The following is a 26001-nucleotide window of genomic DNA, read 5'->3' as shown; positions in this document are numbered from 1 at the left end:
CGCGAGAACAGAAGTCTCGTGCCGCCTCTGGGCTGACCCCTCCCCTAGAAGTCAACCAGATAGTCTGCAACCATTTTACTTGCTGAGGAGCTCCTCGACGTCGAGAGCGATCATGTACTCCTCGTTCGTGGGGACGACGAGCACCTTGATCTTGGAGTCGGGGGCAGAGATCACGCGGGGGTCTCCAGAGCGGACCTTGTTGGCCTCCTCGTCGATCTTGACGCCAAGCCACTCGAGCTCCTTGGCAACGCCGAGGCGCATGGTGGCGGAGTTCTCGCCGATGCCGGCGGAGAAGGCCATGGTGTCGAAGCCGTGCATGGACTGCGCCATCTCAGCGACGAGCTGGCTCGTGCGGTAATAGAACATGTCGAGCGCCATCTGGCAGTTCTTGTCGCCCTTCTCGGCACCAGCCTCGATGTCGCGGGAGTCGGAGGAGACGCCGGAAAGCGCAAGCAGGCCGGACTGCTTGTTCATCATGGTGTCGACCTCGTCGATGGTGTAGCCGCCCTCGCGCACGAGATAGCAGACGGTTGCCGGGTCGATGGAGCCGCAGCGGGTGCCCATGATAAGGCCGTCGAGCGGGGTGAGGCCCATGGTGGTGTCAAGCTCGTGGCCGTCCTCGATGGCGGACAGCGACGCGCCGGAGCCCAGGTGGCAGGAGACGAGCTTGTGCACGTCGCCCTTGAGGAACTCGTTGGTCGCGCGCCAGATGTAGCGGTGAGAGGTGCCGTGAGCGCCATACTTGCGGATGTGCAGCTTGTCGCAGACGTCGCGCGGCAGGGCGTAGCGCCAGGCCTTCTCGGGGATGTTGTAGTGGAAGGCGGAGTCGGCGACGATCACGTTGCCGATGGAGGGGAACATTTCGCGGCAGATCTCGATGACGTCGGCCTCGGCATAGTTGTGAAGCGGCGCCAGAGGAGCGACCTCGCGAACCCAGCCCAGGGTCTCGTCGGTCACGATCTTGGACTCGGGGAAGTACCAGCCGCCCTGAACGACGCGGTGGCCAATGCCCTCGATCTTGGAGGTGTCAAAGCCTGCCTCGTCCAGAATCTGGAAGACGTACTTGACGGCAGTCTTGTGGTCAGGGAGAGCAACCTCGAGCTTCTGCTTGTCGCCGCCGTGCTCCTCGTGACCGATGAAGGAACCATCAATGCCGATGCGCTCGCAGTTTCCCTTTGCATAGACCTCGCGGGTCTTCGTGTCGAGCAGCTGGTACTTGAGCGACGAGCTGCCAGCATTGATGACCAGAACGTTCATGGTTCTCCTCTCGAAGTGGAACTTCCACTGTAGCAATCCGCAAAACGGTTCAATGATAGCCGAGACGCCGCTCGAAGGAGCGGCGAATCGACAACGGGCACGAACCTTGCTTACGAGAAGAGCTCCTCCTCGGCTATGCGCGCGCCAAGGCGGACGCAGTCGGGGCAGCTGAGAAGCCTTCGGCCGGTGTCAACGCCCTTGAGCTCGCAGCAGACCGTCGAGCCCGCCTCCTCTTTGAAGCGCTCGGCGATGCGGCGCGAGACGGCGTAGGTGTCTCTCTTGGAAGCGGGGTGCTCGAGGTTCCCGTCAGAGCCGACAAGGCCGGCGAGGACGCAGGCGCCCGAGAGGGCACCGCACGTGCACTGCATGCCGCCCATGCCAAGCCCCAAGCCCTCGGTCGCGCGGAAGAGCGTCTCTTCGTCTACGCCGGCGAGGTCGGCAAAGGCGCAGGAGACTGCTTGGGCACAGTTGTAGCCGCGGTTATGGCGCTCGGTTGCGCCCTGGACGCGCTCGGAGTCTGCCATGCTACATCCCCTCGCCCATGTCGCCACGAAGCTTGCGGCCGCCCAGCACGTGGACGTGCAGATGGTGCACCGACTGCCCGCCGTCATCGCCCGTGTTGGTGACGCAGCGATAGCCGGTCTTGTCGATGCCCTCCGCCTTGGTCACGACGTCGACGGCGTGAGCGATGGCGGCGAGGGTCTCCGCCGGCACGTTGTCGCAGATGTTGTCGTAGTGCTTCTTGGGGACGACGAGCACGTGCGTTGGGGTAAGCGGGTTGATGTCACGGAAGGCGACGACGAGGTCGTCCTCGTAGAGGAAGTCCGTCGGGATCTCGCCATTGGCAATCTTGCAGAAGAGGCAGTCTGAGTCTGACATAAAAAGCTCCTTCGATAGTCGTCTGGCGCGGGGGCAAATGCCGACGCGCCAGAGATGAGTTTACTCGTCCAGATAGGCCGTTGAGGGTGCCGAGGTGGTGTCTGTAACAGGGGCGTCCTCATTCGTGGCGTCGAGAAGGACTTGGACCTTCTGCTCTGCCGTGGCGAGCCTTGTGCGAAGGCTCTTCAAGATCTCGACTCCGCGCTGGTATCGCTCAAGCGACTCCTCGAGCTCAAGGTCGCCCGACTCAAGCGAGCGCACGATCTGCTCGAGCTCGACCGAAGCCTCCTTGAAGCTCATGTCTTCAATCTTTTTGGACTCGTTTGCTTCTGCCATCATGTCCCCTTTCTAGCGGCCAGCGAGACCGCGAATCCTAGACGCTTGCCTTATCGCGCACGGCGCTCACCGTGGCATCGACCTCGCCAGACCCGAGCATCACCGAGACCTCGTCTCCAACAGAAAGCTGGCTTGAAGACGAGACAACATGCCCCTTCCCGTCACGCGCGATCGCGTAGCCGCGACCAAGGACCTTCAGCGGAGAGAGCGCATCGAGCGTCGCCGCCGAGGTGCCCAGAGACGCCTTGAAGGGGTCGAGCATGCGAGACCCCGCTGAGGCCAGCCGCTCGGCGCTTGCGTCCAGCTGCCGCTGCGAGCGCTCGAGCGAGCGCGGGATGGCATCGTGCAAGCGCTCTTCTGTCATCGTGAGGGCGTCTTCGCGGGCAGTGAGCAGCGCCATGGGGTCTGTGAGGCAGCGCCTTGAGGCAAGCCCGTCGACGTAGGTGGAGAGCCGCGCGATGCTTCCCTCAACAGAGCGGACGACGCGCTCGCCAAGCGAGTCGATCTGCTGCCGGTCAGAAGCGAGCGTGGATGCCATGGCATTGCCTAGGCGAACGCCGCGCTGGTTGGTGAGCGTCTCAATCTCGTTGAAGGCGGGGGCCACCGACTCGGCGGCGGCCGTGGGTGTCGAGCAGCGACGATCAGCGACCATGTCGCAGATGCTCGTGTCGGGCTCGTGGCCGATGCCCGTGATGACCGGAACGGGGCTTGCCGCCACGGCGCGGGCGACGTCCTCGTCGTTGAAGCACATGAGGTCCTCGTACGAGCCGCCGCCACGCACCAGAAGGATTGCGTCGGGCCTCGATGCCGCAGCAACCTGCAGCGCGCGGATGATGGTGGGCGGCGCCTGCTTGCCCTGCACCTGGCAGCCCACGACGTCAATCTGGACGAGCTTGTTTCTTCTGGCAAGCGTGCGCTTGACGTCGTCGATGACGCTTCCGGTAAGGGAGGTGACCACGCAGACGCGCTGGCAGAACTGGGGAATCTTGCGCTTGCGGGACTCGTCCATGAGCCCCTCGGCACGAAGTCGCTTTGCTAGGGCGGCAACCTGCTGGCGAAGCAGCCCCTCCCCCGATACGGTATATGACTTGATCACGAAGGAGAGCTTTCCCGTGTTGGCATAGACCTCAAAGGCGCCCTTCGCCAGAATCTGGAGCCCGTCCTTGAGCGGGATGTCAATTTTGCTGTAAACGCCCCTCCAGACGATCACGGACATGGCGCATTCGTCGTCCTTCAGGCTGAAGTAGCAATGCCCGCGCGAGTTTGGCCCACGAAAGCCGCTGACCTCGCCCGTCACCACAAGGCTCGGGATGGTGTCGACCTTGCCCGACGCGATAGCAACCGCCTGGGTGATGGAGAGCGGCTCGTCTGTTCCCAAAGCGGCCATGCTAATCCCTGTCCCCTGTGCGACCCAGCAGGTAGAGCAGCTGCAGAATCGAGACGAGCGCAGCGGCAACATAGGTGAGCGCGGCGGCGGTGAGAACCTGGCGCGCGCCCACGAGGTCGATTGACTGACCGCTTGACTTGATGTACTCAAGCGCACGATGCGAGGCGTTGAACTCTACCGGTAGCGTGACCAGCTGGAAGATGACCGAGAAGGCAAACAGCAGGATGGCGAGGCGCACGAGGCCGACCGTGTTAAGGAACACCCCGATGAGAAACACGATCATCCAGACGTTCTGCGTGAAGTTGACAACAGGCACAAGCGCCGTGCGAATCTTGACCGGCGCATAGCCCTTTGCATGCTGGACGGCATGGCCAGCCTCGTGGCAGGCAACAGCGACCGACGCCACCGACCCTCCGCGAAGGTTCTCGTCAGAAAGGTGCAGCTGGTTGTCGCGTGGATCGTAGTAGTCGGTAAGCTGACCTCCCACGCGTGCGATGCCGACGCCCGTTACGCCGTTCGAGGCAAGCATCTGCTGAGCGACCTCGGCGCCGGTCCCGTTGTAAGAGGCGTCCTTCTTGGACCAGCGCGAATACTGGCGCTTGATATAGCCTTGGGTGGCGATTCCAAGAATCAATGATATGAGGACTATCGCGTAGTACGCGATGTCAATCCCGTAGTACCCACCATAGTAATAGCCCATGGAAGCTCCAATCGAACGGTGGACATGCGCCTAGCTTGTACCCGACAAAGCCGTCTCAAAGATACTACCTGAGCCCCCAGACAGAAATTCAGCATACGCGGGAATTGCTTATCCACGCCTAGATGAACTCCACCCGCCCCTCTCTGACGGTAAGGCCTGTCTCGCCCTCAAGCAGCTGAACGAGCTTGTCGCCCACAAGCTCCTTGCGCCATCCAACCAAAAGCGGCGAGCTCTTACGGTCGCGAATGAAGCCGGCAAGATCATCGCGCGTGGCAATGAGCTGCGCGGCAACGCCAGACTGCTCGGAAACGAGGCGGACAAGCGCGTACATCAAATCGACGACGCTCTCGATCTCGGTCGTGGCGTGGTAGTGCTTCTCGTGAGAGGGGCACTCGGAGGCAGGAACGCGCTCCCCCGCAGCGACGGCCTCCACGAGCGCAGCGCCGTCCTTTGCGCTCAGCTGCTCGGTCCCACGAATCTTGCGCAACGACTGCACGTTCTTTGGGGCGCGCCGGCAGACCTCGACGAGGACCTCGTCGGAGACGATCCACTTCTTGGGGACGTTTCTTTTGGAGGCCGTCTCCTCTCGCCAGGCGCAGACCTCGCGGGCAATGGCGAGCTGCCTTCTCGTGAGAGAGTTCGAGCGGCGGAGCTTGAGGTAGGCCTCGCGCGGGTCCTTGCGCACGCGAGACAGCTCGGTCAGGGCGGCCATCTCGGGCTCGACCCAAGAGAGGCGGTCCTTGCGGACGAGCTTGTCAATCATGGCATCGTAGATCGCGGGCAGGTAGCGAACGTCATCCTCGGCATAGACAAGCTGCTCGGGGTCAAGCGGGCGGTGCGACCAGTCGGTCAATGACTCGGCCTTGGGCAGATGGACGTTGCAATAGCCCTCGACAACGGCCGCATAGCTCGTCTGCTGCCGCATCCCAAGGAAGGCGGCGGCGACCTGAGTGTCAAACACGGGCTTGCAGATCACGCCCATGGTGTCGTAGATAGCCTCGAGGTCTTGCCCGCAGGCATGGAAGACCTTCGTGACGCTCTCGTCGGCAAAAACCTCTGCCAGCGGAGTAAGGTCGTCGACGAGAAGCGGGTCCACGGCGCCAATCTGGTCTTTGGTGCCAACCTGAATCAGGCACAGAAGCGGACGATAGGTCTTCTCGCGCAAAAACTCGGTGTCCACGGCAACAACGCGGGCACCTCTGATCTTGTCGCAGAAGTCCCTTAGTTCGTCGCTCGTCGAGATGTACACAGATGGCTCCAAATCGTTGTATTTGTCATGGGCTACCATAGGATGGCGTGAGAGGCCTTCGGCCTGCAACTGCATAATGATACATGCGCACGCCACGCATACGTACGGGAGGGAGGCTCATGCGCAGTCTCATCATCCATAACCCTAAGTCAGGCTTCGGATCTGACTCGATATTTGAGTTTGAGCGCGCACTGGTCCATGCGGGAGACGAGTGCATATTTCGCAGCTTGACAGAAGACTTCACGGCAGAGGAAGCCACCGCCGACGCCGAGGACTATGACGTCTGCGTCCTCTCAGGAGGCGACGGAACCGTCACCAGCCTGCTCGGCGCCTTGAAGAACCGCGAGGTCTCTGCTTGCGTGTTCCCGTCAGGAACGGCCAACCTCCTCTCCGCGAACATCGGCAACGGCCCCGAGCCTTCCGCGCTCGCGAGAGCGTGCCGCGTGGGCGCCACCGCCAAGATCGACCTCGGGGAGATGCTCTGGAAGGACGAGAAGGGCACCCCGCAGTCGAAGGAGTTCGGCCTGATGTCCGGGACCGGCTACGATGCGCAGCTGATGCAGGCAGCGCTGCCAAACAAGGCCGCGATGGGCGAGGCCGCCTACTTCGCCGCGGCGTTCCAGAACTCCCACCCCACCGTGCTGCACTTCGCCATCACGGTCGATGGCAAGACCTATGAGAGAGACGGAATCTCGTGCCTTGTCGCCAACAATGCGATGATGCAGGGCGACATACAGATCGTGCCCGACTGCCGCATGGACGACGGGATACTGGACGTCATCGTGCTCGAGACCCAAGATGCCGCGCAGCTGATTCGGCCGATTCTGTTTGGGCTCGTGGACAAGGAGGGGAAGGCCATAGGACGGCCTCACATCGAGTCGTTCCGCGGCCGCAGGATCACCGTCAGGAGCTCTGAGCCCATACCGCTTGAGGTGGACGGCGACGTGGTATGCCCAAGCGTGACCGAGTACCAAGCGCGCGTGGTCCCCTCCTGCTGCAACGTGATCGTTGACTCCATGAGCCCGTACCGACCAAAAGAGGCCCCGCAGCCTCGCTTTGACGGAGGCGGAGAGATTGCCTACCCCATGCAGTAGGAAGCGCGAGCATAGCGTGACAAAAAGGCGGTCGCCCGAGAAGAGCGACCGCCTCATTTTTTCAGGCCCCGAAGCGCGAAGGATGCCGGCAAGCTAGCGAGCGTCGTCTGCAGGGAAGCGCACGCCGGCCTGCGAGCGCACCTCGTCCATGACGGCGAGCGAGTCGAGCGTGACCTTCTCGCACGCGTCCCTGAAGGCAAGGGCGTCCTTCTCGCCGCGCACCGCGCGGCAGAAGTCGTCGAGCTCGCAGACCATGTCGTTTTCGGGGGTGTCGACAGGAATGGCCTGCTCGGCGCCGCCTACGGTCCCCCAGGTCATGGCCTTCTGCTCGTGGACGCAAAGGCGGAGGTTGCCCGGCGTGGAGACACCGTCAAAGAGAAGCGTCCCCTCCTCGCCCTGGATCTGGCATGAGATGAGGTCGTCAGTGAGCTTGCCATATGACAGCACGACGGACTTCCCCGGATAGCTCAGCGTGATCGTGCCCGCAAGGTCGATGGTCCCGTAGCGGCTCCCCGGCTCCTCTCCCACCACGGGCGCCGTCACGACGCTTGAGCTGACGCGCTCCGGAGACCCGAAGAGCGCAATCGCGGGCTCCACGCAGTACACGCCGATGTCCATGAGGGCCCCAGCAGAGAAGCGCGTGTCAAAGATGTTGAGGCGCTCGCCGGCGCGGAAGCGAGAAATGCGAGAGGTCACCTTAGAGAAGCCGAGGTAGACGAGGCGCACCTCGCCAAGCTTAGGAAGCGTCTCCTGAATCTTCTTGAATCCAGGGGCATGGACGGGACGCATCGCCTCGAGGGCGACGACGCCCTTCTCGCGAGCCGCCGAGAAGACCGAGGCCGCCTCGGCGCGGTTTGAGCCAAAGGACTTCTCCACGAGCACGTGCTTTCCCGCCGCGACCATCTTCGCCGCCTGCCCCGCATGGAGCGCGTTGGGAGAGGCGACGTAGACCGCGTCGACCGCGGGACTGGCTGCAAGGACATCGAGGTCGGAAAACGAGCCGCTCCCGCCATGCGCGGCAGAGAGCTCGCGCGCCCGGCCAGGGTCTCTCGAATAGGCACCGGCATAGGTTGCGCCGTCATAGCGGTCGAGCGCATCAAGGAAGCGCTGCGCGATGAGGCTCGAGCCAATTGTTGCAATGCGAATCTTGTCCATCGTCCATCCCCTTTGCTCCCAAACTTGCTGCGCAAGCGCCACACCAACCCGCCTGCGCGCTATTCCTCAACGAGCGCCTTGTTTGCCCAGTCGAGATGGCGCTCGAGGGTGCGCCCCACGCCCACTAGGTCGCAGGCTCCGTCTCCCAAAAGCCTCCGGGCGTCTGCGGCGGTGCGAATCCCGCCCTTCAAGATCACCGGCACCGAGGACTGCTCGCGAACGGCCGTCGAGGCGTCCGAGAACCAGCCGGCCTGGTCGGTGTCCGGACGGGAGTTGCCGCGCAGCCCTCCAGAGACGCAGATCACGTCGACGCCCGCGCCATGAAGCGAGCGAGCGGCTTCGGCCGCGTCCTCGATGGTGGAGCCACCAAAGGCGTAGTCGCTCGCTCCCAGGCAGACGCTCACGATGAAGTCTGAGCCGATGACAGAGCGAATGTAATAGACGGTCTCAAGCAGCGCGCGCATGCGGCTCATGATTGATGCGGGGCCAAACTGGTCGACGCGCTTGTTCGTGAGCGGAGAGTAAAATTCGTTCAAGAGGTAGCCATGGCCACAGTGCAGCTCGACCCCGTCGAAGCCAGCCTTCTTGGCCCGAACGGCCGCATTAAGGAAGCGGATAATCAGGCGCTCGATCTCGAGCTCGGTCAGCTCGTGCGGAAGCGTGCGGCCGGCCGAGGGAAAGAACGGGTTGAAGACGGGGCTCGGGGCCACAGGCTCGGGAACCTCCGTGGGGTCGGCCATAGAGCCGGCATGGCTCAAGCGCAGCAAAACCGGCGTCTCTGTTGCATGGCAGCACTCGGCAAGGCGAGAGAGCCCCTCGATGCAGCCATCGTCAGAAGCGGCAAGCTGGCTTGAGTGCGTAAGGCCGTCGCGCCTCACATAGGCGTGCTCGGTGATGCAAAGCCCGCAGGGGCCGGCCGCCAAAATCTTGGTGTAATGATCGAGCATTGCATCGGTTACCTCGCCGTCCTCGTCAGCCAGGCTGCGGTCGACAGCGGTCATGACGATGCGATTCCTAAGCATGAGGTGACCAATTTGTATGGGCTGAGCGATCAAGGACATGCGCAGCTTCCTCTCGCAGACGTACGTCAGGCACAAGACCCATAAATTCTAGAACAATCTGACACGCATCGCTTCGCCTTAGAGAACAAGCTTGACCAAAGTTCCCACGCTCGCCTTACGCTCAATACAGCGGCTTGGCAAAAGACCTATCGCCATCCGGGAGCTGGGTCACGAAGCGAGCGCGATCTTTGTGTAAGGGCTCAGCGCGGGAGCCAAGGACTCCGCCACGTCCTCGGCCGACATGCCATCGCCGTCAGAAAGCCAAGCGTCAAGGAGCGAGACGACCCCGCCCGCGACAAAGTCGACGGCGTAGCCCGCGCCGTCTTTTACGGCGCTTCCAAGCCGCTCAGATGAGCCTACAGAAACCATGAGCTGGGACGAGAGCTCTTCTCGCAAGCGCTCGAGGAGAAATGGGCGCATGCGGGTGCCTATGATTGAGCCAAAGGCCGTGGCGCCGTCTTGGGCGAGGTCGCGCAGCCGCAAGCACCCCTCTGCAATCCCCTCAACGCTCGTCAGGCTCGCTTGCCGTACAACATCGACGACCTCGCGAACGGCATCGCTCTCGAGCTCATCGACCACCGCCTTGACGCTGGGATAATGCGCGTAGAAGGTCTTCTTATTGATGAGCGCGGTCGCAGCTACGTCCTTTGCGCTCACATCGTCAGGTCCACGGTCTGCCATAAGGGATGCCACCGCGGCACGAATTGCCGCCTTTGAGCGCCTTATGCGAAGGTCGACCGGCTTGCCCGTAGCCATGGCTTCCTTTCTCATGACATAGCGCGCGAAGCCATTTCCCCTCTGGGAAATGGCTCCCCCATCTGGTAGAAGCTCTCTTGCAGTCTACCCCATCAGCCAAAAGATATTGACGCCGCCTTCGGGCACGAGCCGCGCATCCGTGAAGGGCGCCCCCCGCTTCCCCAGAAAGCTCCTGGCAGGCTTCGACTTTGCGCCCGCGCATTCGTATTGTGGAAGACGATTGAACGGGGAACCATTGCTGCTAAGGTAACTTAGATACGCAACGGTCACTGGAGGCCACATGTACTCATTTGATGGCAGGGTTCGCTATAGCGAATGCGACGAGGACGGCGTCTTGACGCTCTATTCGATGATGAACTACCTACAGGATTGCTCGACGTTCCACAGCGAGGCGGTCCACCGCGGCCTTAAGGAGCTGAACCACGACCACCTCGGCTGGTTCGTGACCTCGTGGCTGATACAGATCTACGACATGCCGCGCTTCACCGACGACATCACGATCTCTACCTGGTGCTATGACCTGAAGAGCATCCGCGCGAGCCGCGCCTTCAGGATCGCAGACGAGCAGGGCAACACTCGCGTGCTCGCCGACTCGCAATGGTGCCTGTTCAACTTCCAAGAGAAGAAGGTCGTCACGATTGGCGAGCCCGACCGCGTCTACCTCGAGGACACCCCGCGCCCTGATTTGCCAAAGATCTCTCGGCGGCTCGCCCCCTCGAGCGATGCCGCCGGCCAAAGCACGAGGCCCATCGTGGTGACCGAGCAGTACCTCGACACAAACCGTCACGTCAACAATGCCGAGTACCTGCGCTTCTCCATCGGCGCGGCAGATGCGGCTGGCTATAGCGCCGATCCCACCCGCCTTGACATCCAGTACCGCGAGATGGCTCTTCTCGGCGACACCATCCAGCCGGTCGTCTTTCCCGAGGGCGACGGCGCCTGCACCGTAAGCTTGAACGCAGCAAGCGGCAAGCCCTATGCCATCGTCCGCCTTGGAGCCATCAAATGAGCGGCCAGCAGGACAGAAAGACGCTTCATGTGGCGGCGGCCATCATCGTAAGGGAGGGGCAGGCCTTGGCGGCGCGCCGAAGCGATGACATCTTCAGTTGGGAGTTCCCTGGAGGCAAGGTGGAGCCCGGCGAGACGAGCGAGGCCGCCTGCAGGCGCGAGATCCTCGAAGAGCTGGGCTGCGAGCTCAAGACGATGTGGCAGGTCGACACCCTTGAGTACGACTATCCCGACTTCCACCTGTCGATGGACTGCTTCGTCGCAACGATAGACCCCGACGCAGAGCCAAAGCCGCTCGTGCACAAGGAGCTGCGATGGATTGGCCAGGAGGGGCTGGCGACGCTTCCCTGGCTTGCGGCAGACAGAAAGCTCGCCCAAGAGCTCGGCCCCAGCTGGGACCTCATCGCCGGCGGCGAGCAGATATAGCAACTACCCCATTCACAACGAGCGAGAGGAGCCAAGCGCATGAGCAAGGCAGACGACATCTTCATCAGCATGTGCTCGGACATCATCGAGCATGGGACGACGACCGAAGGGCAGAAGGTGCGGCCACACTGGCCAGACGGCACGCCCGCCTACACCATCAAGCGCTTCGGGGTCTGCAACCGCTATGACCTTCGCGAGGAGTTTCCCGCCATCACGCTTCGCCGCACGGCACTGAAGTCTGCCATGGACGAGGTGCTCTGGATCTACCAGCGAAAGTCCAACAACATCCACGACCTCAAGCCCCACATCTGGGACGAGTGGGCGGACGAGACAGGCTCGATCGGCAAGGCGTACGGATACCAGGTGGCACAGGTCTCCCACTACCCCGAGGGCGACTTCGACCAGATGGACCGCGTGCTCTTTGACCTGCGCGTGAACCCCTACAGCCGCCGCATCATGACCAACCTCTACAACTTCGCGGACCTCTCCGAGATGCACCTCTACCCCTGCGCGTACAACGCCATCTACAACGTGACGCAGGAGCCGGGAGACGACAAGCCCACGCTCAACATGCTGCTTGTCCAGCGCAGCCAAGACGTGCTCGCCGCCAACAACTGGAACGTCTGCCAGTACGCGATCCTTTTGATGATGGTGGCGCAGGTCTCCAACATGCATGCCGGAGAGCTCGTGCACATGATCTCCGACGCCCACATCTACGACCGCCACGTCCCCATCATCAAGGAGCTCATCAGCCGCCCCACCTATCCTGCGCCTGTGGTGCGCCTGAACCCTGACGTCACGGACTTCTACGACTTCACGACGGACGACCTCATCGTGGAGAACTACCAGCACGGCCCTCAGGTGAAGGACATCCCAATCGCCATCTAGGACAGGAGCGAGCATGAACGCGATAGTTGCCGTCTGCCAAGACTGGGGCATTGGCTACCAAGGCCAGCTGCTCATTCACAACAAGGCGGACATGCATTCGTTCGTGGAGCACACCACGGGCGGCACCGTCATCATGGGTCGCACGACCCTGGAGGGCTTCCCCGGGAAAAGGCCCCTCAAGAACCGCCGGAACATCGTCCTCACGAGAAGCCCCGACTATGCCGTCGAGGGGGCGGAGGTTGTCCACTCGGTGGACGAGGCGCTTGCCGCCGTGGCGGGCGACGACCCAGACCATGTATGGGTGATTGGCGGCGAGAGCGTCTACCGCCAGCTTCTCCCCCACTGCGAGCGCGCCATCGTGACGAAGAACGACTGCCTGCGCCCGGCAGACGCCTTCTTCCCAAACCTCGACGAAGACGCAGGCTGGCACGTGGCGAGCGTCGAGCCAGGCGGCCAGACCAAGACGGGCATCTCGTTCTCGTTTGTCACCTACGAGCGGAACTAGCGGCCTTCAAGCCACATGACACAAAAGGCGGCGCCAGGCCTCGTGCCTGGCGCCGCCTTTGATTAACGGAGAGAGATGCCTTACTCGTAGTCGGTCGCGACGTCAATCCAAGTGCGGAGGAACTCCTCGTTCTCCTTGCGGTTGCGGGAGAGCTCTGCGGCGGCCACGACGGGCAGCCAGTAGCGAATCTTCTGCACGGGGATGTCTGCCTTCTTGGAGAAGAGCGACAGGTACTGGTCGGCGGCCTCGGGGAACTCGAGCGTGAACAGCATGTAGGTCATTGCCGCATCGGCATCGGGAAGGCCGATCGTGACGTGCGTCCAGTCGCAGATCATGACCTCGCCGTCGTCGCCGATGATGACGTTGGTGGGGTTGAAGTCGCCGTGGCAGATGGAGTGGCCGTTGCGAAGGCGGTCGGCGCGCATCTGGAGGTCGTAGCGAGCGGACGGGTCAAGTGACTTGACGCGGCCGATCATGCGGACGACCTTGTCGCGCTGGGGGTTCAAAGCCGCGGGGGGCTCGGTGTCCTGGACCTTGATCTGAAGGTCGACGAACTGCTCGAGAAGCTCGTCGAACTTGGGCGTGCCCTTGGCCTCGACCATGAGGTCGTGAAGGGTCTTGCCCGGGAAGTACTTGGTCGAGAGCGCCCATGAGCCGTCCTCGACCTGGGAGACCTCAAGGACCTGAGGGGTGTTGAGGCTGGACTCGGAGATGCGAGCAAGGTTCAGCGCCTCGCGGAAGACGTCAGCGGCGGGCTTGGTGGGAACGAAGACCTTCACGATCCTGTCGCCGTCGCGGTAGACAACCTTGTTGTGGCGACGGGCAAGTTCGACCTTGTCATCGGAAAGCTGCATGATATGCCTCCTGAAAGTCAATGGGTGTGCAGAGCTAGTCCTCGTAGCTGCTCATCGGGCGGCCATAGTAGGCGTCAAGGTAGAGCGACTTGATCTCGGACACGAGCGGGTAGCGCGGGTTGGCGCCGGTGCACTGGTCGTTGAAGGCCTGCAGGCTCATCTCGTCAAGGGTGTCGAGGAAGTACTGCTCGTCGACGCCGTACTCGGCAATCGTGTGCTTGACGCCCACGTGGTCGAAGAGCTCCTGGATCTTGTCGAGGAAGTTCTCGAAGACCTCCTTGTCGGTGTCGCCGGTGCAGCCGCAGTAGCGCCCGCACTCCGCGTAGCGCTGCAGTGCCATCGGGTGGTCGTACTGCGAGAAGGTGCCCATCTTGACCGGGCGCTCGGCGGCGTTGTAGGTCATGACGCGCTTCAGGATGACGGCGTTGGCCAGGCCGTGCGGGATGTGGTGGAACGCGCCGAGCTTGTGCGCCATGGAGTGGTTGACGCCCAGGAAGGCGTTGGCGAAGGCAAGGCCGCCCAGCGTGGAGGCGTTGGCCATGTGGTCGCGGGCCTCGACGTCGTTGGGGTTGTCGAAGGCGCGGGGCAGGTACTCGAAGACGAGCTTCATGCCGCGCAGCGCGAAGCTGTCGGTGAAGTCGGAGTGCATGATGGAGACGTACGCCTCGAGGCAGTGCGTGAGGACGTCGACGCCGGATGCGGCGGTGAGGCCCTTGGGCTGGGTCATCATGTTGTCGGTGTCGACGATGGCCATGTTGGGCATGAGCTCGTAGTCGGTGATGGGGTACTTAACGCCGTTGCGCGCGTCGGTGATGATGGCGAACGGGGTGACCTCGGAGCCGGTGCCGGAGGACGTCGGGATTGCGACGAAGAACGCCTTCTTGCCCATCTTGGGGAAGTTGTAGACGCGCTTGCGGATGTCCATGAAGTCCATGGACATGTCCTCGAACTTCTCGTCCGGGTTCTCGTACATGGCCCACATGATCTTGCCGGCGTCCATTGCGGAGCCGCCGCCGATGGCGATGATGCAGTCAGGGGCAAAGGCGCGCAGGAGCTCCTCGCCCTTCTCGGCGTCCTGCAGCTTCGGGTCAGGGGAGATGGACCAGAAGCTTGCGTGGTCGATGCCCATCTCGTCGAGGGACGCCTCGATCTTCTTGGTGAAGCCGGAGGTGTACAGGAAGGAGTCGGTGACGATGAAGGCGCGCTTCTTGTTGTAGACCTCCTTGAGCTCGCGGAGGGCGACGGGCATGCAGCCCTTCTTGAAGTAGACCTTCTCGGGGGTACGAAGCCACAGCATGTTCTCACGCCTCTCAGCCACGGACTTGATGTTGAGCAGATGCATCGGGCCGACGTTGCCAGAGACGGAGTTGCCGCCCCAAGAGCCACAGCCAAGGGTGAGCGAAGGCGGAAGCATGAAGTTGTAGAGGTCGCCGATGCCGCCCATGGCAGCCGGGGTGTTGATGAGGATGCGGCAGGCCTTCATGGTGTTGGCGTGCTTGGCGATCTTGTCCTTCTCGTTGGGGTCGACGAACAGCGACGCCGTGTGGCCGTAGCCGCCGTCAGCGACGAGGCGCGATGCCTTGGCGAGGGCCTCGTCGAAGTCCTTGGCATGGTACATGCCGAGGATAGTGGTCAGCTTCTCGTGAGCCCACGGGTTGGACGGGTCGACGGACTCGGTCTCGCCGATGAGGACCTTGGTCGAGGGAGGAACCTCGACGCCCGCGGCGGCCGCGATCTTGGTGGCAGGCTGGCCGACCATCTTGGCGTTGACGCCGCCGTTGACGATGACGGTGTTGCCGACCTTGTCGATGTCGTCGCCCTTGAGGAAGAAGCAGCCGCGCTTCTCGAACTCGGCCTTGACGGCGTCATAGACGTCGTCGAGGACGATGACGTTCTGCTCGGTGGCGCAGATCATGCCGTTGTCGAAGGTCTTGGAGTGGATGATCGAGTTGACGGAGAGCTCGATGTCCGCGGAGCTGTCGATGATGGCGGGGTTGTTGCCAGGGCCGACGCCGAGGGCGGGCTTGCCAGAGCTGTAGGCCGCGTTGACCATGCCGGGGCCGCCGGTTGCGAGGATGCAGTCGACGGAGCCCATGAGGGCGCCGGTGAGGTCGATCGTGGGCGAGGGAACCCAGTCGATGATGCCCTTGGGGCAGCCAGCGGCCTCTGCGGCGTCGCGCACGATGCGGGCGGCCTCGATGGTGCACTTCTTGGCGCGGGGGTGCGGGCTGATGATGATGGCGTTGCGGGTCTTCAGGCAGATGAGGGTCTTGAAGATGGCCGTGGAGGTCGGGTTGGTGGTGGGGATGACGGCAGCGATGATGCCGAGGGGCTCGGCAATCTTCTTGTAGCCGTAAGCGGGGTTGTCCTCGATGACGCCGCAGGTCTTGAGGTTCTTGTACTTGTTGTAGATCTCCTCGGAGGCAAAGTGGTTCTTGATGACCTTGTCCTCCATGACGCCCATGCCGGTCTCCTCGACCGCCATCTGGGCAAGCGGGATACGGGCCTTGTTCGCGGCCATGGCAGCGGCATAGAAGATCTTGTCGACCTGCTCTTGGCTGAAGGTGGCGAACTCCGCCTGAGCCTCTCGCATCTCTTGGATGCGAGTTGCCAACGCGTCAACGCTGTCGATGACGGTTGCCTTCTCGGTGGCTTTCTTTGCCATGTTACCTCCATGTTCTCTGGTGACCGGGACAAGCCCCGGACAAGCCAATGTCTGTAGGCGCCTGCGGAAGGCAGGCTGGTAAAGCCAAAGCAAAGCATCAAGTGACATTGCAAATGGGCGCCGCCTGCCCAAGATTGGGCATTGACGCCGCTGTTGATTGTACAGCTAGTTAGAGAATTCACTCAATGGGGGGTCGACTTTTGGACTAATAGCATAAATGCGGCCGAGAATCACTCTTTACGAAAGGCGGGGCATGACCGGAGGCGTGGTCGCTGGGCTGGCAGGCGCAGGCGCAAGGCAGGTGGGACTGGCGAGCAATCCGGCAAGAGCTATGCGAGAAGGCGTTCCAGCTCCATCACCTGGGCAAAGGGATCGTCCGCCGTTGCCACGTAGCGCCGCCAGCCGCCTTCGCCCTTGCCGCGCGTCCGATAGTCGACGATGGGGCCAAAGCCGCGCTCGAGCGTGCGCGCCGCGATGCTGAAGGAGAGGTCTTGGCGAAGCCCGGGATAGCGAACCTCGCTCACGCGGGGATGGCAGGCGAGGTAGCTGGCGACGACCTGCGCGGAGTCAGATCGCGAGGCCCATTCTTTGGCAAGGCAGTCGAGAAGTTCGAGCTCGCCGGAAGACGCTGGTGCCAAGAGGCCGTCAGGAATGGGAACGGAGCCCGCGGCATCGTCAGCCAGCCAAGCGATGGCGCGGTCGTTTGTGAGCTGGCCCCACGCAAGGTCGGCGCCAAGGCGAATGGCGGGGCATGACCCGACGCAGGGCCCGAGGGCGACAAGGGCACGCCCTCCCCTCTTGTGACAGGCAGCGCACTTCTCGCGCACGTCGGTGCAAGAGATGGGAAAGCCGGCGAGGGGCTCGACGGGCTGCAGGGCAAGGCCGCTCGACACGAGGCTGGCAGCCCATGCGCGCACGGGGCCTACGCTGCCGCAATAAAGGTGAGACCTTCTCGCCATTTCGCCTTCCGCCATCTTCACGTCTATGCTGCCGCAGGGGAGCTGGTTGCCGCTACGGCCGATCCCCAAGCGACGGCCGATGCTTCAAGAAGTGTTCTATCACACTACGCAAGGGCATCAAAGACGCTGCGCTCGCCCCACGCCTCCGCGCTCATTTCATTCGCAAGAAGATGGGCCTTCTCCCGTGCCTCGACAGATGTCGCAGCAGCTGCCGCGCCCTCCGAATCTCCTGCGCTGGAAAGCCGCTCCAAGGCAGCAAGGGCATCCGGACCAAGCTCGTAGAGGTAGTCGACGTCCATGCGCTCCAGGCTTCCAGAGAGATAGGCGCCAACGTTGTAGTTGGCCACGACCGCCGCAGGGCGGCACAGCGCAAATCCCAGCCAGAGAGCCACGACGCAAAGGGCAGCCGCGCCGAAGATGCGAAGGCTGGGGTTAGCGATGCGAGCGGCTGCCAGAGCGAGAAGGACCGCTATGGCAGCCATGCCGAAAAAGGTCGCCAGGCGAAGGAGCGAAAGGCCATACTCAGCGACGTAGAGGCTCATGCGCCAGCCAGAAGAGACGACCATGACGGCAGTCACGCCAACGAGCACGAGCTCAAGCACCGTGACGGCACGTACTCTTTGAGCGTTCGTGCGCAGGGTCAGGGCAAGCGAGAGCACGGCGAGGTTCAGGATAGAGACTCCCACAAGCTGGAAGAAGCCGGAGCGAGCGTACTCGGCGACGCCCGTGGAGCCCGCAAACCCAAAGAGATAGCTCATCTCGGCAAAGACGAAGACCAAGTAGCAGGCGTCGATTGCGCCGAGAGCCGTGACGACCGACACTATGCTTGCGGGCTTTCTTTGGCCGGACGCTGCTTTGGGCACTGAGGCCGCCTGGCGGGCTTCCGCTATGGCCGCAGACGAGAGCAGCGAGAACGCGATGATTGCGATGATCATGAAGCGAAGGATGCGCCAGACGTTGTTGGCCGCTCCGCTATTGATGAACGGTCGAAAGACATTTGATGTCAGCGACGAGAAGAGCGGGTCGGCCGCGGCAAGCAGAGGCACCGCAATCTGAAGGACGACGAATGCAAAGAGAAGTCCGACCGCGACGCCAAGGACGTTTCCCTCACGGCTCTTGAGAAGGCTGCGGAGGAGCCTTGAGCCCGCAAGCTGCCTCTTGAAGAACTCGCCGATTGCGGCAAGCGGCTCCGTCGGCGACATGCTTCCGAGGGCCCGAGGCGAAACCGCCCGCTCAAAGCCCACCATGCAAACGAGGCCGAGCAGAAAGGCGTTGGCGATCCTGACGTCGTAGCTTGCGTTGATCGCCGGCACCAGGGCGAGAAGCGCCGCGAGCACGACGGCCGTCCATTCTCGCCATCCAAGGCGCGGAAATGCTCCCCCGGCATGCGCGCGAATGGCGAGGAGCGCGGCGATGAAGCCCCAGATGGAGACCGAGAGGGCCCATCCTCCGCTGAGGATCAAGGGAAGAGAGACCCCGACAGGATCTGATGCCGCGCACCAGAAGGCAGAAAGCGCGCACGACGTGCCAAGGGACGCCCACAGCCACTTTGAAGTCGTTGGTGACAGGGGCCGTGCGTCGAAATTCTCGCTATTTTTTGCACAGGCTTGCGCTGGGGGCAGCTGGGTGTCCCCATTGAAGTTTTGATATTCCATTGTGTTTCTCCTTATTCGGCTAGCTTTCCTCGTCCGCGCCCTCGTCCGGAACGTAGCGCAGCAAGTCGGCAGGTTGACAATTGAGCTCGCGACAAATTGCGGCAAGCGTCGTGAAACGGATGGCCTTCGCCTTGCCGGTCTTGAGGTTAGAAAGGTTGGGGACGGTGATGCCCACGCGCTCTGAGAGCTCCGTCAGGGTCATGTGGCGCTGGGCCAGCATCACGTCCAAGTCAACTTGAATTCGCCCCATGTCACACCGTCATATCGTTTTCTGACTTGATGTCAGCAGCGCGGTCGGTCAGAAGGCCGAGGGCAAAGCAGATGACGGAAAGCGCAACCGTAAAGATAAGGGCAACCGTAAGGACCTCATATACCGAGAAGTGGCCGTCTCCCACGCCCATTACGACGCAAATCACCAGGCAAACGACCCACACCGCAGCGCTCGCTGCCGATGCGGCGCCCATGCGCTTGAGTCGGGTGGCGTTCTCCTTCACAAAGGTGTCTCCCCTGCCGATGGCTCCAAAGAGGCGGTTGGCAACGTAGGCGAGGTAGACAAGCGGCACGCAGCCAATTGAGAAGGCGATGGTCGAGCCAGCGGGAAGCGTGCCGTAGGACTCCGCCCCTGGGATCACCTGGTTTGCAACGACAAGAAGCGCCACGAGCGCCAACGCGTCGACGAGCCTCAGCACGTACGAAAGCACCCTGTTGGACATTGTCGTCTCCCTTCCCCATCCTCTGTCTGAGAAGAGCATACGACGTATCTTATCGTTTTTCAATATGTATTTATCGTTTTTCGATAAATTCCCTTCATACCACCAAATGCCGCCGCGCGCCGGACGCCACGGAGCGTGGCGGTTTGCGTGCCTGCCTGCGCACACCTCCACGAACCGTAGCGTTTGACGCCTCGCAGCCGCCCAAACGGCACGGAACGTGGCGGTGTACGTGCCTGCGCACACCTCCACGAACCGTAGCGTTTCGCCCACGCCGGGGCACCGTATGCTACGGAGCGTGGCGGTGTGCGCACAGATACGACGACACCTCCACGAACCGTAGCGTTGGCTTGCGTTTCCGCAGGTAAGGTAGCTGAAAACGCAACGGTTCATGGAGGTGTGCGACAAGGGCGTGCGGACGCCGGGCGGCGAGAAGGGCTAGCCGCGGCGCTCGGCGATCTCGGCGGTGATGTCGGCGATGAAGTCGTCGAGCTCGGCCTGGTGCGTCTCGTTCGTGCGGTCACGGACGGAGATGTTGTGCGCATCGGCCTCCTTCTCGCCAATGATCAGCATGTAGGGCACGCGATCGACGGAGCGGGCCTCGCGAATCTTGTAGCCGATCTTCTCGTCGCGGTCGTCCACCTTCACGCGGACCTTCGCCTGGCGCAGGCGGTCTGCCACCTCGTGCGCGTAGGCGCGGCTCTTCTCAGAGACAGGCAGCACCTTGACCTGCAGCGGCGCGAGCCACGTGGGGAACTTGCCCTCGTACTGCTCAATCAGCATGCCGGTAAAGCGCTCGAAGCTGCCGAAGCCGGCGCGGTGAATCATGATCGGGCGCTTCTTGGTGCCGTCCTTGTCCGTGTACTCGAGCTGGAAGCGCTCGGGCAGCTGGAAGTCGAGCTGGATGGTGCCGCACTGCCACTCGCGGCCAAGGCAGTCCTGCAGGTGGAAGTCGATCTTAGGGCCGTAGAAGGCGCCGTCGCCGGGGTTGAGCTTATAGTCGACGCCCATCGACTCGAGCGCGTCCTTCAAGCCCTGCTCGGCGCGCGCCCAGTCCTCGTCGGAGCCCATCGAGTTCTCGGGGCGGGTGGAGAGCTCGACACGATACGGGAAGCCGAACTGGTGATAGTAGGCCGTGATCAGGTGCGCGACGTCGGTGACCTGCTCGGTGATCTGGTCGGGACGGATGAACAGGTGCGCGTCGTCCTGCGTGAACTCGCGCACGCGGAACAGGCCGTGCAGCGTGCCCTTCAGCTCGTGACGGTGGTCAAGGCCGGCCTCGGCGAGCTTCAGCGGAAGGTCGCGGTAGCTGCGCGGGCGGCTCTTGTAGATGAGGCAGGCACCCGGGCAGTTCATCGGCTTGACGGCGTAGTCCTCGTCGTCAATGACCGTGGTGTACATGTTCTCCTTGTAGTGGTCCCAGTGGCCGGAGGTCTCCCAGAGCTTGCGCGACAGGATGATGGGCGTCTGCACCTGCTCGTAGCCATAGGCGTCCTGCATCTCCTGCCAGTACTGCATCAGGGCGTTCTTGATGCGCATGCCGTTGGGCAGCCAGAACGGGAAGCCCGGGCCGGCGTCGCTCATCATGAAGATCTCCATCTCCTGGCCAATCTTGCGATGGTCGCGCTTCTCGGCCTCCTCGCGCATGCGCTCCCAGTCGGCAAGCTCGGCCTTGTTGCGGAAGGCGATGCCGTTCACGCGCGTGAGCATCTTGTTGTTCTTGTCGCCCTTCCAGTACGCGCCCGAGACGCCGGTGAGCTTGAAGGCCTTGAGCGCCTTGGTGTAGAGGATGTGCGGACCCACGCACATGTCGACGTACTCGCCCTGCTTGTAGAAGGTGATGCGCGCGTCTGCAGGCAGGTCGCCGATGTGCTCGACCTTGTACTTCTCGCCGCGCTCCTGCATGTGCTTGATGGCCTCTTCGCGGGGCAGCTCGTAGGTCTCGAACTTGAGGTTCTCCTTGCAGATCTTGGCCATCTCGGCCTCGATCTTGGGGAAGTCGTCCTCGGTGATCTTGGTGCCCTCGGGCAGGTCGATGTCGTAGTAGAAGCCGTTCTCGGTGGCCGGACCGAACGCGAAGTCGGCCTCGGGGTACAGGCGCTTGATGGCCTGCGCCATGATGTGGGCGGCAGAGTGGCGAATGACGTGGAGCTCCTGGTCCTCGGGAATCTCCTCGACATGACCGTCGTTGAACAAAGCCTTCATGAGAAAAACCTTCCGTCGTGAGTGCATGAGCAATAAAGGCGACAAAAAATGGCCCGCCCGTAAGCGAGCCATATGGCACCTGCCACGGGCCGTCGCTGACCCAGGGATGGACAGATGCCTACATAGTCTTAGTTCGACGCGCTTGGTTCAAGAACATGCCGTCAGAAGCCTTTCATGCTTGGTTGCCCCTTGTTTTTACCACACTTCAGGCTCGTGACGTGCGGGAGCTTGGATTTATCAGGCAGCGCACACGCGGGGCATGGCGAATCTAGCCAAAAAGCGCCGCCGAGAAGAGCGAGAGCGCCTTTGGCCCGGCGAGCATCGCCAGCCAGCATGATGCCGAGATGGCGGGTCCCCAGGCAAACGCGCGCTCGACGCCAGGCGAGCCGCGCCTTCGTTGCCGGACCGCTTGGAAGAGCCACGAAGCAACCCCGAGCATGCACGAGAGCATCGTCACGAGAAGCCCGCCGATAAGGCCAAAGTACGAAGCCGCCACGGACAGGAGCTTAACGTCTCCCCAGCCGATGCTATCGCGGCCAAGAAGCCGGTCGCAGAGAAGACCCACCAGCACAAGCAGCCCGCCGAGAAGCGCGGCAGACGCCGCATAGCGCCCGAGCTCGCCAGCCTGCCCAGAAAGCAGGAGATAAGCAACCCGGACAGCAGCGGCAAAGCCGACGCAGGCGTTGGGAATAAGACGAGCCGCAAAATCCGTAGCAGAAAGGACAACGAGCGCGGCCGAGAAGAGCGCGAGCTCTATCAGCTCGAAAGAGCCCCCGCAACGAAGGGTGAGCGACGCCCACGCAAGGGCCAGCACAAACCCGCACGCCCGCGCACGCGGAAGGGCGCAAGGCCGCTCGAGGCCTTCTCGATCAAGAAGCCAACGAGCAAGCGAGCAGGCAAAGCCTCCCGCTGCAATGCCTAGAAGCGCTGCCAGCGCCGCAAGAGCCAAGACATCGCACGACAAGCCCATGCCCTTCTCGCCCCCCCTGGCGCCATCCGCGGTCCGCCCCGCAAGACAAAAGCGGCCGCCCCGGCAAGGGACGGCCGTCCTCACATGGTAGGCCACGGGCGGGCGAAAGAACGCAGCCAGAAGCTAAGGCCTCAGGATGCCCGCGACGGCGCCGGCAAGCGTGATCGACCCGCAGGCGACAAACTCCTGGTCGGAAAGGTCGGCGATGGCCGTGGGCACGTCGGGATAGACCTTCTTGGGGGCCTTGCCGGCGCGCTCGAAGAGCTTGCCCAGCTCCTCTGCCGGAAGGGCGCGAGCTGAGTCGGTCCTCGTGACGGAGACGCTCGGGAACTCGGGAGCGAGAAGGCGCACGATGCCCTCGACGTCCTTGTCGGCAAGCACGGCGCATAGAAGCTGGGGGCGGCGCGACACGTCGGGCTCGACGGAGCGAACGGCGGAGAGGAACGTCTCGACAGACTGCGGGTTGTGGCAGGCGTCGATGAGCCCGAGCGGCTCGGGTCGCACCACGTCGAAGCGTCCCGGCGTGGGGCAGGTGACGATGGCGTCGGCGAGCTTGTCAGGGTCAAGCGCGCGGCCCAAGAACTGCTCGGCGAGCGCCACGGCGCAGGCGATGTTTGCCGCCTGATAGCCAGGCTTGAGGGCGCCGAGCTCACGGTAGGTGGCGTTTGGCGTGGTCACGTCCACAAGAAGGCTTCCGCCAATGCGGTCGGGAAGCTGCGTGATGCGGTAGCTCGCGTGCGGGAGCTCAGGGTGCTCGCGCGGAACGCCGGGCTGCATCTCGCCGGCGGCATCACTCAGAACCTCGGGGCGAAGCAGCGTGGGCGTGACGCCGGAGGCCTTGCACTGGTCAAGGAAGACGTCCTCGACGCTTGCGGGAGTCGCAGTGCCAACGCCAAGCACGCAGGTTCTCCCCGGCTTTATGATGGCGGCCTTCTCGCCCGCGATGGCCTCGAGGGTGTCGCCCAGCACGTGCATGTGGTCAAGGCCGATGCCCGTGACGCAGACGGACTCGATGGGCGCCATGGCCGAGGTGGCGTCCCAGCGGCCGCCCATGCCGCATTCCAGCACGGCGACGTCCACCTGCGCCTCGGCAAAGACGACCGCCGCGGCAACGGTGAGCAGGTCAAACTCGGTGATGTCATAGGGCCTCTCCCCCGCCGCCTTGCGCCGCGCGTTCACGCGCTCTCCGGCGAGGCGCGCCGCAGAGATGCCGCGTGCAAAGGCAGCGTCAGAGACCGGACGGCCGTCCACCTCCATGCGCTCCGTATAGCGGACGAGCTCGGGAGAGGTGTAGAGCGCCACCCGCATGCCAGCCGCCCGAAGGATGGCGGCCGTGTAGCGCGCCGTGGAAGTCTTGCCGTTTGTGCCTGCAATCTGGAGCTTTCGGAAGGCGTGGTCGGGATTTCCCAGCTCGGCGAGCATGTCCTCCACGCTCTCGAGCATGGGCGAGATTCCAAAGCGAAGCGCGGAATGAAGAACGTCGAGGGCACTATCGTAAGTTGACTCGGGAACGTCAAACGGCAGCGTGTACATAAGATCCTCCCAGGGCGCGGCGTTCGCGCCAAGCCCAAAGTGGCCAATCCAGCGGATACCATACTAGCCTCAATGCCCAGCCCGACCGTTGTGCAAGTTATACCTAAGTCGATGCATTTTTTGTAGCAAATTGAACGGACGCCGCAGCCGCGAGCCCCAGGCCGCGAGCTGCGACGTCCAAAGCAACGTCGGCTATACGAGGCTAGCGCCTTCCCGCTACTTGCCCATCTTGGGCCCGACCTTGTGGACGAGCTTGCCAAAGAGCCACATGAGCACGACGGCCACGACGTAGCCGACGGCAACCGGACCGAGCGCCTGGACAGCGCTCACATCAGCGCTGGCAGACCCCGCAAGCTGCGCAGGGGTCAGCTGGAACACCGTGGTGATGGTGAGCATGAGCACCATGGGGAAGTTGGCCCACTTGACGCCGCCCATCACGAAGCTTCCCGCGGTCACCGCCGCAAGCAGGAAGAAGACGACAAGGCCCGCCACGCTGCTTCCGGAAAGCTCGCTCACCACGGACTGCGACATGCCCGTGAGAAGGCCAATGGCGGCTCCGATGGCAGACCAGCGAAACCGCTCGTCGTCAAAGCCATCGTAGGAGGCATAGATCAGAAGCAGCATCACAAATGGCCAGAGCGGAAGGCCGACCATGCCGAACAGGACGCCAAAGAGCACGATAACCAGCATCGCGCAGACAAACGTCAATACCGCAACGAAGAACGACTTCCAAGAGAAATGCTTCTTTTCTTCCACCGTGACTCCCTTCCTCGCTTCTCAGGCACAGCGCCTGCCATTGGAAAGAGAGTACGGGGAAGGGCCTGGAAAAAATCTACCGTCAATTGCGTAGCCGCCGGCCGCAGCGCCCACAGCCGGAAGCGCACGCGGCGCAGGCGGAAGGCGCGGCTACTTCTCCATCTCGGCTACTTCTCCATCTCCTCGCGAAGACGAGCAATGAGCTCCACCTGGCTTCTGACGCCGAGCTTCTCGTGGATGTTCGAGAGGTGCTTGTAGACGGTCTCCCGGCTGATGCCCAGCCGCTCGGCGATGCCCTTGGGCGTCTCGCCCTCAAGCAGAAGCATCGCGATCTGACGCTCGCGATTGGTGAGAGAGAGCGACTTTCCAACGGAAGGGCTCACGATGTTTGCCTGTCGAGCCGGAGTGCGAGCATAGAAGTTGCAGTAGAGGTTGCCCAGGTGCATTGACGCGAGCTCGAGCAGGCTCATCTCTTCTCGCGAGAAGCCCACGGGGTCGGTCCTGTCAAGGCAGTAAAGGACCCGCAGGTGGGCGGTGATGTCATACAGGGGAAAGCCGGTGCTTGAGGTAAGGCCGAGCGGCTTCACGTAGTTCTTGTAGAACGCTGTGTCGTGGGGCTCCTTGCTCCAGTCCATCACGCTGAGGTGCGACTGCGGAACCCATGAGCCGGAGAGAGCGTCGATGCCAAAGGCGTGCCGGTCGGCGGCTGCGCGCTCGCGAGCGCGGCGCGTGAGGGAATAGCGCGCGCCGTCAGACTCAGAGTAGTGCGTGAGGTAGAGCTCCACGCTCTCTCGGTCCACGCCCACAAGGCGCATGTCATAGACCTCTGCATGCTCGTCCAGAAGGTAGCAGCGCCCCTGGTCAAAGTGAACTATGAGGGGCAGGTTCTTGAGCACCGAGAAGCAGAACGCCGTGGGCTCGTGCACCGCGCCGCACGAGAGGAGAAACTGGTTGAGCTTGTTCCACTTCGCCTGGCTTGGCATGACCGTCTCC

At 62.7% G+C, this 26001-nt stretch carries 26 protein-coding genes; 5 read left to right on the top strand and 21 right to left on the bottom strand.

Features of this window, described 5'->3' with window-relative positions:
* Positions 1–75: 75 nt before the first annotated feature.
* The 7 genes from ACOYJL_RS00890 to rnd form a co-directional block, all read right to left on the bottom strand.
* Positions 76–1257 carry an acetate/propionate family kinase gene (locus tag ACOYJL_RS00890; protein ID WP_433568311.1) on the bottom strand — a complete coding sequence of 394 codons (1182 nt, stop codon included), beginning with the start codon at positions 1255–1257 and terminating at the stop codon, positions 76–78.
* Between the two features lie 110 nt (positions 1258–1367).
* Positions 1368–1781: a C-GCAxxG-C-C family protein gene (locus ACOYJL_RS00885; protein ID WP_433568310.1), complete on the bottom strand. Its 414-nt coding sequence runs from the start codon at positions 1779–1781 to the stop codon at positions 1368–1370.
* 1 nt (position 1782) lies between these two features.
* Positions 1783–2136: a histidine triad nucleotide-binding protein gene (locus ACOYJL_RS00880; protein WP_433568309.1), complete on the bottom strand. Its 354-nt coding sequence runs from the start codon at positions 2134–2136 to the stop codon at positions 1783–1785.
* A gap of 60 nt (positions 2137–2196) precedes the next feature.
* Positions 2197–2472, bottom strand: a complete 276-nt coding sequence (gene xseB, locus ACOYJL_RS00875; RefSeq protein ID WP_433568308.1) for an exodeoxyribonuclease VII small subunit — start codon at positions 2470–2472, stop codon at positions 2197–2199.
* Between the two features lie 37 nt (positions 2473–2509).
* Positions 2510–3859, bottom strand: a complete 1350-nt coding sequence (gene xseA / locus ACOYJL_RS00870; protein ID WP_433568307.1) for an exodeoxyribonuclease VII large subunit — start codon at positions 3857–3859, stop codon at positions 2510–2512.
* Position 3860: 1 nt separating this feature from the next.
* Positions 3861–4559 carry a zinc metallopeptidase gene (locus ACOYJL_RS00865; protein WP_433568306.1) on the bottom strand — a complete coding sequence of 233 codons (699 nt, stop codon included), beginning with the start codon at positions 4557–4559 and terminating at the stop codon, positions 3861–3863.
* A 118-nt stretch (positions 4560–4677) separates the two neighbouring features.
* Positions 4678–5808 carry a ribonuclease D gene (gene rnd, locus ACOYJL_RS00860; protein ID WP_433568305.1) on the bottom strand — a complete coding sequence of 377 codons (1131 nt, stop codon included), beginning with the start codon at positions 5806–5808 and terminating at the stop codon, positions 4678–4680.
* A 119-nt stretch (positions 5809–5927) separates the two neighbouring features.
* Between rnd and ACOYJL_RS00855 the strand changes: the two genes are divergently transcribed.
* On the top strand, positions 5928–6902 hold the full coding sequence (locus tag ACOYJL_RS00855; RefSeq protein WP_433568304.1) for a diacylglycerol/lipid kinase family protein: 975 nt from the start codon (positions 5928–5930) through the stop codon (positions 6900–6902).
* 93 nt (positions 6903–6995) lie between these two features.
* On the opposite strand, the gene ACOYJL_RS00850 is transcribed toward ACOYJL_RS00855, so the two are convergent.
* From ACOYJL_RS00850 to ACOYJL_RS00840, 3 genes are all read right to left on the bottom strand, one after another.
* Positions 6996–8057 (bottom strand): Gfo/Idh/MocA family protein, encoded by a 1062-nt coding sequence (locus tag ACOYJL_RS00850; RefSeq protein WP_433568303.1) that lies wholly within the window; start codon positions 8055–8057, stop codon positions 6996–6998.
* A gap of 59 nt (positions 8058–8116) precedes the next feature.
* Positions 8117–9118, bottom strand: coding sequence for an NADH:flavin oxidoreductase (locus ACOYJL_RS00845; RefSeq protein WP_433568302.1), 1002 nt, complete (start codon positions 9116–9118; stop codon positions 8117–8119).
* A gap of 168 nt (positions 9119–9286) precedes the next feature.
* Positions 9287–9874 carry a TetR/AcrR family transcriptional regulator gene (locus tag ACOYJL_RS00840; protein WP_433568301.1) on the bottom strand — a complete coding sequence of 196 codons (588 nt, stop codon included), beginning with the start codon at positions 9872–9874 and terminating at the stop codon, positions 9287–9289.
* Between the two features lie 280 nt (positions 9875–10154).
* Here ACOYJL_RS00840 and ACOYJL_RS00835 point away from each other — a divergent pair, with 280 nt between their 5' ends.
* Genes ACOYJL_RS00835 through ACOYJL_RS00820 form a run of 4 tightly spaced genes read left to right on the top strand, consistent with a single transcriptional unit; the run spans position 10155 to position 12701 of the window.
* On the top strand, positions 10155–10883 hold the full coding sequence (locus ACOYJL_RS00835; RefSeq protein WP_433568300.1) for an acyl-[acyl-carrier-protein] thioesterase: 729 nt from the start codon (positions 10155–10157) through the stop codon (positions 10881–10883).
* Positions 10880–11308 (top strand): (deoxy)nucleoside triphosphate pyrophosphohydrolase, encoded by a 429-nt coding sequence (locus tag ACOYJL_RS00830; RefSeq protein WP_433568299.1) that lies wholly within the window; start codon positions 10880–10882, stop codon positions 11306–11308. Before ACOYJL_RS00835 ends, ACOYJL_RS00830 begins: the two co-directional genes overlap by 4 nt.
* A 39-nt stretch (positions 11309–11347) precedes the next feature.
* Positions 11348–12196: a thymidylate synthase gene (gene thyA, locus ACOYJL_RS00825; RefSeq protein WP_433568298.1), complete on the top strand. Its 849-nt coding sequence runs from the start codon at positions 11348–11350 to the stop codon at positions 12194–12196.
* A gap of 13 nt (positions 12197–12209) precedes the next feature.
* Positions 12210–12701, top strand: coding sequence for a dihydrofolate reductase (locus ACOYJL_RS00820; protein WP_433568297.1), 492 nt, complete (start codon positions 12210–12212; stop codon positions 12699–12701).
* 80 nt (positions 12702–12781) lie between these two features.
* Here ACOYJL_RS00820 and ACOYJL_RS00815 read toward each other — a convergent pair whose 3' ends face one another.
* From ACOYJL_RS00815 to ACOYJL_RS00765, 11 genes are all read right to left on the bottom strand, one after another.
* Positions 12782–13555, bottom strand: coding sequence for an aminoglycoside phosphotransferase family protein (locus ACOYJL_RS00815; protein ID WP_433568296.1), 774 nt, complete (start codon positions 13553–13555; stop codon positions 12782–12784).
* 34 nt (positions 13556–13589) lie between these two features.
* A complete protein-coding gene (adhE, locus tag ACOYJL_RS00810) occupies positions 13590–16220 on the bottom strand; it encodes a bifunctional acetaldehyde-CoA/alcohol dehydrogenase (RefSeq protein WP_433568295.1) in 2631 nt (876 codons plus the stop codon).
* Positions 16221–16549: 329 nt separating this feature from the next.
* Positions 16550–17179 (bottom strand): PLP-dependent transferase, encoded by a 630-nt coding sequence (locus ACOYJL_RS00805; protein ID WP_433568294.1) that lies wholly within the window; start codon positions 17177–17179, stop codon positions 16550–16552.
* Between the two features lie 104 nt (positions 17180–17283).
* Positions 17284–18642 (bottom strand): DUF4153 domain-containing protein, encoded by a 1359-nt coding sequence (locus tag ACOYJL_RS00800; protein ID WP_433568293.1) that lies wholly within the window; start codon positions 18640–18642, stop codon positions 17284–17286.
* A gap of 211 nt (positions 18643–18853) precedes the next feature.
* On the bottom strand, positions 18854–19084 hold the full coding sequence (locus ACOYJL_RS00795; RefSeq protein ID WP_433568292.1) for a helix-turn-helix domain-containing protein: 231 nt from the start codon (positions 19082–19084) through the stop codon (positions 18854–18856).
* Between the two features lies 1 nt (position 19085).
* Positions 19086–19547, bottom strand: a complete 462-nt coding sequence (locus ACOYJL_RS00790; RefSeq protein ID WP_433568291.1) for a DUF2975 domain-containing protein — start codon at positions 19545–19547, stop codon at positions 19086–19088.
* A gap of 435 nt (positions 19548–19982) precedes the next feature.
* Positions 19983–21749, bottom strand: coding sequence for a threonine--tRNA ligase (gene thrS / locus ACOYJL_RS00785; RefSeq protein ID WP_433568290.1), 1767 nt, complete (start codon positions 21747–21749; stop codon positions 19983–19985).
* Between the two features lie 268 nt (positions 21750–22017).
* A complete protein-coding gene (locus ACOYJL_RS00780) occupies positions 22018–22719 on the bottom strand; it encodes a prepilin peptidase (RefSeq protein ID WP_433568289.1) in 702 nt (233 codons plus the stop codon).
* Between the two features lie 123 nt (positions 22720–22842).
* The gene (locus ACOYJL_RS00775) at positions 22843–24252 is read right to left on the bottom strand and encodes a bifunctional folylpolyglutamate synthase/dihydrofolate synthase (protein ID WP_433568288.1); all 1410 of its coding nucleotides are present in this window, start codon (positions 24250–24252) and stop codon (positions 22843–22845) included.
* A 216-nt stretch (positions 24253–24468) separates the two neighbouring features.
* Complete coding sequence (locus ACOYJL_RS00770; RefSeq protein WP_433568287.1) at positions 24469–25008, bottom strand: hypothetical protein; 540 nt, start codon at positions 25006–25008, stop codon at positions 24469–24471.
* A gap of 167 nt (positions 25009–25175) precedes the next feature.
* Positions 25176–25991, bottom strand: a complete 816-nt coding sequence (locus ACOYJL_RS00765; protein ID WP_433568286.1) for a helix-turn-helix transcriptional regulator — start codon at positions 25989–25991, stop codon at positions 25176–25178.
* Between the last annotated feature and the right edge of the window lie 10 nt (positions 25992–26001).

Source organism: Tractidigestivibacter sp. (assembly GCF_050946515.1).
Lineage (GTDB): Bacteria > Actinomycetota > Coriobacteriia > Coriobacteriales > Atopobiaceae > Tractidigestivibacter.
Note: the sequence above shows the minus strand (reverse complement) of the source record. Positions and strands in the feature narration are given on the sequence as shown.